Source organism: Nitratidesulfovibrio liaohensis (assembly GCF_011682075.1).
GTDB lineage: Bacteria > Desulfobacterota > Desulfovibrionia > Desulfovibrionales > Desulfovibrionaceae > Cupidesulfovibrio > Cupidesulfovibrio liaohensis.
Genome location: NZ_VSMK01000172.1, coordinates 1 through 5,324, shown reverse-complemented (window position 1 = coordinate 5,324; position 5,324 = coordinate 1). Strand labels below are relative to the sequence as shown.

Sequence of the window (5,324 nt, the reverse complement as noted above, 5' to 3'; positions counted from 1 at the left end):
GAACGGCCCGGCGAACACGTGGGCCCGCTGCGGCCATGCCGCAAGGCCCCAGCCGCGCACGGGCACCATGTCGGCCAGGGCTTCCAGCACCGAGGCGCCGGAATCCGCCGCCAGCCTGCGGTGCAGGGTCATGGCCACGCCGTCGTCCACGCCTTCGCGCGTCAGGTATTCCAGGGCCACTCGCTGGCGGGGGGTAAGGTCTTCCATGCGCAGGGCGGGCTTCATCAGCGCGAACAGGTGCTCCTTCATCTGGCTCCATTCGCGGTGCCATTCCTCCCAACCGGGGGGAACGGGGCCGCCGGGGCCACCAGGCGCGACAGAACCGCCAGAACCGGCGGCAACGCCGGGCGCGGCCGCATGCTCGATGCCCACGCTCATCTCGTGCCACGTGCGGTCGCCCTCTCGGCATTCGCGCGAGGACAGGATGACCGCGTCCGGGCCGAGTTCGGCCTTGATCTTCGCCAGCACCGCCGTCGCGTTCCGGCCTGTGTACGTCTTGATCTGCATCAGAGCATTTCGACCTTGAAGTTGTAACCGTTGCAGAAAAATGCTCTGGCAGCGCGCCCGGCGCTGCCCACCGCGGGAATCTCTAGCTCTGGGGGGCTGTTTCCGAATTAGGATTTTCGTTCGTTGGCAAGTAAAACGAGCCTGTCATGAGGGAGCATACTCTTCTCCTATTTGACCGAAATGGCAGGTGAAGTTTGACGCAGCCAACGGGCGAAAGGACAATGTGGAAACAGCCCCCTAGTCAAAGGCTACGCTCCCCACGGCCTGCAAGCGGATGTCAGAAGGAATCTCGGCCTGCGAAATGACGGGGACGTTGGGAAGAAAGCGCATCAGCAACTGGGCCAGATGGGGCCGGGCCACGGGCGAGGCCAGGATGACCGGCTGCCCGTCGGTGTTCACGGCGCGCTCCACCGCGTTGTTCACGCGCTGGATGAGCCGCTGGGCGATGCCGGGGTTGAGCGCCAGGTAGTTGCCGCCGTCGGTCTGGCGGATGGCTTCCTGCACGGTCTTTTCCACGGCCTGGTCCAGGGTGACGATGGGCAGGCCGCCCTCGCTGTCCATGTACTGCTTGACTATGGAGCGGGCCAGGCGCTCGCGCACGTATTCGGTCAGGGTGTCGGCGTTCTTCACCGCCGGGCCGTAGTCGGCCAGGGTTTCCGCGATGGTCAGCAGGTCGCGGATGGAAACGTTTTCGCGCACCAGGTTCTGCAGCACCTTCTGCACCGTGCCCAGCGGCAGGATGCCGGGCACCAGCTCTTCCACGGCCTTCGGCGCGTGCTTGGCCAGGTTGTCCAGCAGGCCCTGCACTTCCTGGCGGCCCAGGAAGTCACCCAGGTGGCGCTTGAACACCTCGGTGAGGTGGGTGGCGATGACCGTGGACGGGTCGACCACGGTATAGCCCGCCAGCATGGCTTCTTCCTTCTGCGATTCGGGTATCCACAGCGCGGGCAGGTTGAAGGCCGGTTCGCGCGTTTCGATGCCCCGGATGCGGTGCTTGGCGTTGCCCGGGTCCATGGCCAGGTAGTGGTCCACGAGGATTTCCGCCGAGGCCACCTGGTTGCCCTTGACCAGCACGCAGTACTGGCCGGGCTTCAGCTGCAGGTTGTCGCGCAGGTGCAGCGAGGGCACCACCACGCCCATGTCCAGGGCGAACTGGCGGCGGATGGAGCGGATGCGCGACAGCAGGTTGCCGTTCTGGTCCTCGTCCACCAGGGGGATCAGGCCGTAGCCCACTTCCAGTTCCAGGGTGTCGAGGGGCAGCAGGGTCTGCACCTCTTCCGGCGTATCCAGCGAATCGCCCTTCTTCTTGCCCTTGGCGCCCTTGCCGCCCTTGGCTTCGGCGGCGGCCTCCGCGTCCTGCTTGTCACCCACCAGGCGCGACATGCCGTACAGGCCCGCGCCAAAGGTCAGGAACGGCAGCGTGGGCAGGCCGGGCACCAGGGCGAACAGCATCAGCACGCCGGACACCAGCTTGAGCGCGCGCGAGTTGTAGGACAGCTGGCCCACGAATTCCTCGCCCATCTTCGCTTCCGCCGCCGCGCGCGACACGATGAGGCCCGCCGCCGTGGAAACGATGATGGAGGGAATGGTGGCCACCAGGCCGTCACCGATGGACAGCAGGGTGTAGGTGGTCAGCGCGTCGCGCCACTCCATGTCCTTCTGGAACACGCCGAGCAGGATGCCGCCGATGACGTTGATCATCGTGATGAACATGCCCGCGTTCACGTCCCCCTGCACGAACTTGCCCGCACCGTCCATGGCGCCGTAGAAGTCGGCTTCCTTGCGGATGTTGGTGCGGCGGGCGGTGGCTTCTTCCTCGTCGATGAGCCCGGCGTTCAGGTCGGCCTCGATGGCCATCTGCTTGCCGGGCATGGCGTCCAGGGTGAAGCGCGCGGCCACTTCGGCGATGCGCGTGGTGCCCGCCGTGATGACGATCTTGTTCAGGATGAACAGGATCATGAAGATGACCGCGCCGATGACGTAGTTGCCGCCCACCACGAATTCGCCGAAGGCCTGGATGACCTGGCCCGCCGCGTCGGTGCCTTCGTCGCCGTGCAGCAGGATGAGGCGGGTGGAGGCCACGTTGAGCGCAAGGCGCAGCAGGGTGGTGACCAGCAGCAGGGAGGGGAAGATGGAAAATTCCAGCGGCGAGAGCATGAACATGGAGGTGACCAGAATCACCAGCGAGAGCGAGATGCTGAGCGAAAGCAGCATGTCCAGGAAGAACGTGGGCAGCGGCACCAGCATCACGAACAGGATCGTGACGACGCCGCCCGCCAGCAGCAGGTCGCCCTGCTTGGCGAAGCGCTGGTAGTCGATCTTGGGGGCGTATCCTGGTTTGGCAGCCATGTTCTTGACACCCTCCGGAGTGGTCCGGGTTTCGCTTCAGGTTCGCTGCGCGGGGGCTACGATGCGCGCCCCGCCTTGAATTTCCACAGGCTGGCCAGAACGGTGGCCACGGCCTGGAACAGTTCGGCGGGAATCATGTCGCCGACTTCCACCGCTTTATACAAAGCCTGTGCCAGCGGCTTGTTCTCGCGGATGGGCACGCCGTGCTCGCGGGCCACTTCCTTGATCTTCTGGGCCAGGTTGTCCGCGCCCTTGGCCAGCACGATGGGCGCCGGGGCTTCGGTGGCGTCGTAGCGCAGGGCGATGGCGAAGTGGGTGGGGTTGGTGATGACCACGTCGGCCTTGGGCACGTCCTGCAACATGCGCTTGGCCATCATCTGCATCATCTTGCGGCGCTGCTGGGCGCGCACCACGGGGTCGCCCTCGGCCTGCTTGCGTTCGTCCTTGGTTTCGTCCTTGGTCATCTTCAGGTTTTCCTCATAGCTCCAGCGGGTATACCAGAAGTCCGCTATGGCTATGATGAACATGGGCACCAGGGCGTAGCGCACCATGTCCCACCCGGTTTTCAGCATGTACGCGCCAATGCCCTGGGCGTCGGAGTAGTACAGGGGCAGAAAGTTGTGCATCTCGCGCCGGATGATGAGGTACGGCGCAACACCGATGAACAGGGCCTGCAACAGGCTCTTGCCCAGGCGCACGAACGTTTCGGGCGAGGCGAACATGCGCTTCAGCGCCGCAAGGATGTTGAAGCGCGACCAGTTGAACTTGAAAACCTCGGTGGTCCACAGCTTGCCCACCTGCAACCGCAGCACCAGCCACGCCGTGAACCCGATGAACAGCATGATGGGCAGCAGCATGGCCGCCAGTTCTCCGGCCAGCCACATGAGCAGCTTGATGACGTTCTGCTGGTTGGGATTGAAGCCGAAGGCGTTGCCCAGGAAATGCCGGAACAGGGTCTGCATGTCCTTGGCCAGGAAGTCGATGTAGAACAAAAGGCCCACCGAGCCCGCCAGAATGGTCAGAGCCTTGGTGAGTTCCTGTGATTTAGGGACATTGCCCTTGTTGCGGGCCTTGTTGCGACGTTTTGGCGTCGCTTTTTCGGTCTTGCTCGGATCGCGCTGCGCCATGGCAGCCCTCCGTCAGGGTTCCGTCCGCGCCGCCCCGACGTGCGGGGAGCGGTGCGGTGCCCGGTCAGCGGTTCAGCAGGGGGCTGGCCGCCTGCAGCAGGTGCAGCATCATGGGGTCCATGCCCACGATGAATTCGCGGATCTTGTCGGCCATGATGGTGAACAGCATGCCGATGAAGAAGAAGCCCACGGCGATCTTGAGCGGAAAGCCGATCATCAGCAGGTTCATCTGCGGGGCGGCGCGGGCCATGAGCGCCAGGGCCAGCTCCACCAGAAACAGCGAGACCAGCACCGGCGCGGCGATCTTGGCGGCCAGCACGAACATGGAACCGGACAGGGCCAGGACTTCCTTCACCAGCGGGGGGGTAAGCAGCAGGCCGCCCGCTGGCACCAGTTCGAAGGTGCGCACGAAAGCCCGCAGCATGTACAGGTGCCCGTCCAGCACCAGAAAGCTGAGCATGGCCACCATGTACAGCAGATGCGAGGTGATGCTGACGCTGGCCCCGGTCAGCGGGTCGGCCAGGGTGATCATGGTGAAGCCCATCTGGGTGGCCAGCAGCTGGCCGCCGGTCTGGATGCCCGCGAACAGGAAGTGCACGGTCATGCCCAGCATCAGCCCCATGATCAGTTCGCCCGCCAGCAGCACGACGAGCGAAAAGGGATGGGTGGGCATCTGCCCGCCCGGCAGGGACACGTGCGGCCACAGCGCCAGGGTGAACACCATGCACAGCGCCACCTTGACCTGCATGGGGGCCGCCTCTCCCCCGAAGAAGGGCAGCAGGAACAGCACCAGGCTCACCCGCATGAAGGTGAGCACGAAGCTGAGCATGGCTGCGGCGTCGAACGCGAAGATATCCATGCGCGCGGCACAGCAAGATGCGGGCCATGCCGCCGGACCGGACTGCGGACAGTCTTGGGCCACAAGGCCACGGCTGCGGCGGAAGGGGCCGGAAGGGGACGCGGCGACGCCCACGGCACGATCACGGAACGGCCTTGGAGCGGACCATGGCCAAAAATCCGTCGCGGGCGGAACCGGCCGCCCCCCACCCATCCCACCGGCCCGGCAACCGCGCTGGACACAAGCCCCCTTCGAAGGCATCCTGTGGGCATGCTCGGCACCCCCATGCATTCCGGCGGGGGTGCGCCCAAGCCCTACGGTGAGACCATGCCCGACACACCAGATACCGATACGCCAGAGACCCCCACCGCAGCCGGTGGCCCCGCAGGTACGGGCGGCCCCGGTACCCCTGCCCCGCCGCTGCCCCCGCCTGGCCAATCTGGTGACGACGAGTGAGATAACAGGGGCTGTGGGTGTGATATAACCGGGATGAGGCGGGACCA

General features: G+C 65.3%; 3 protein-coding genes and 1 pseudogene. All 4 read right to left on the bottom strand.

Annotated elements, in window-relative coordinates; all coding sequences use genetic code 11:
- Positions 1-507 (bottom strand): annotated as a pseudogene (locus FVW27_RS07060) (flagellar biosynthesis protein FlhF); the annotation flags it as partial.
- 237 nt (positions 508-744) lie between these two features.
- Entirely contained in the window at positions 745-2,856 is a 2,112-nt protein-coding gene (gene flhA, locus FVW27_RS07055; protein ID WP_167123897.1) for a flagellar biosynthesis protein FlhA, read from the bottom strand.
- A gap of 56 nt (positions 2,857-2,912) precedes the next feature.
- Positions 2,913-3,983, bottom strand: a complete 1,071-nt coding sequence (flhB, locus tag FVW27_RS07050) for a flagellar biosynthesis protein FlhB (protein ID WP_167123895.1) — start codon at positions 3,981-3,983, stop codon at positions 2,913-2,915.
- Positions 3,984-4,047: 64 nt separating this feature from the next.
- Positions 4,048-4,842, bottom strand: a complete 795-nt coding sequence (fliR, locus tag FVW27_RS07045; protein WP_167123893.1) for a flagellar biosynthetic protein FliR — start codon at positions 4,840-4,842, stop codon at positions 4,048-4,050.
- Between the last annotated feature and the right edge of the window lie 482 nt (positions 4,843-5,324).

Coding starts and splice junctions, on each gene's coding strand:
- flhB (WP_167123895.1), bottom strand. CDS start 3,983: ATGGCGCAGCGCGATCCGAGCAAGACCGAAAAAGCGACGCCAAAACGT.
- fliR (WP_167123893.1), bottom strand. CDS start 4,842: ATGGATATCTTCGCGTTCGACGCCGCAGCCATGCTCAGCTTCGTGCTC.
- flhA (WP_167123897.1), bottom strand. CDS start 2,856: ATGGCTGCCAAACCAGGATACGCCCCCAAGATCGACTACCAGCGCTTC.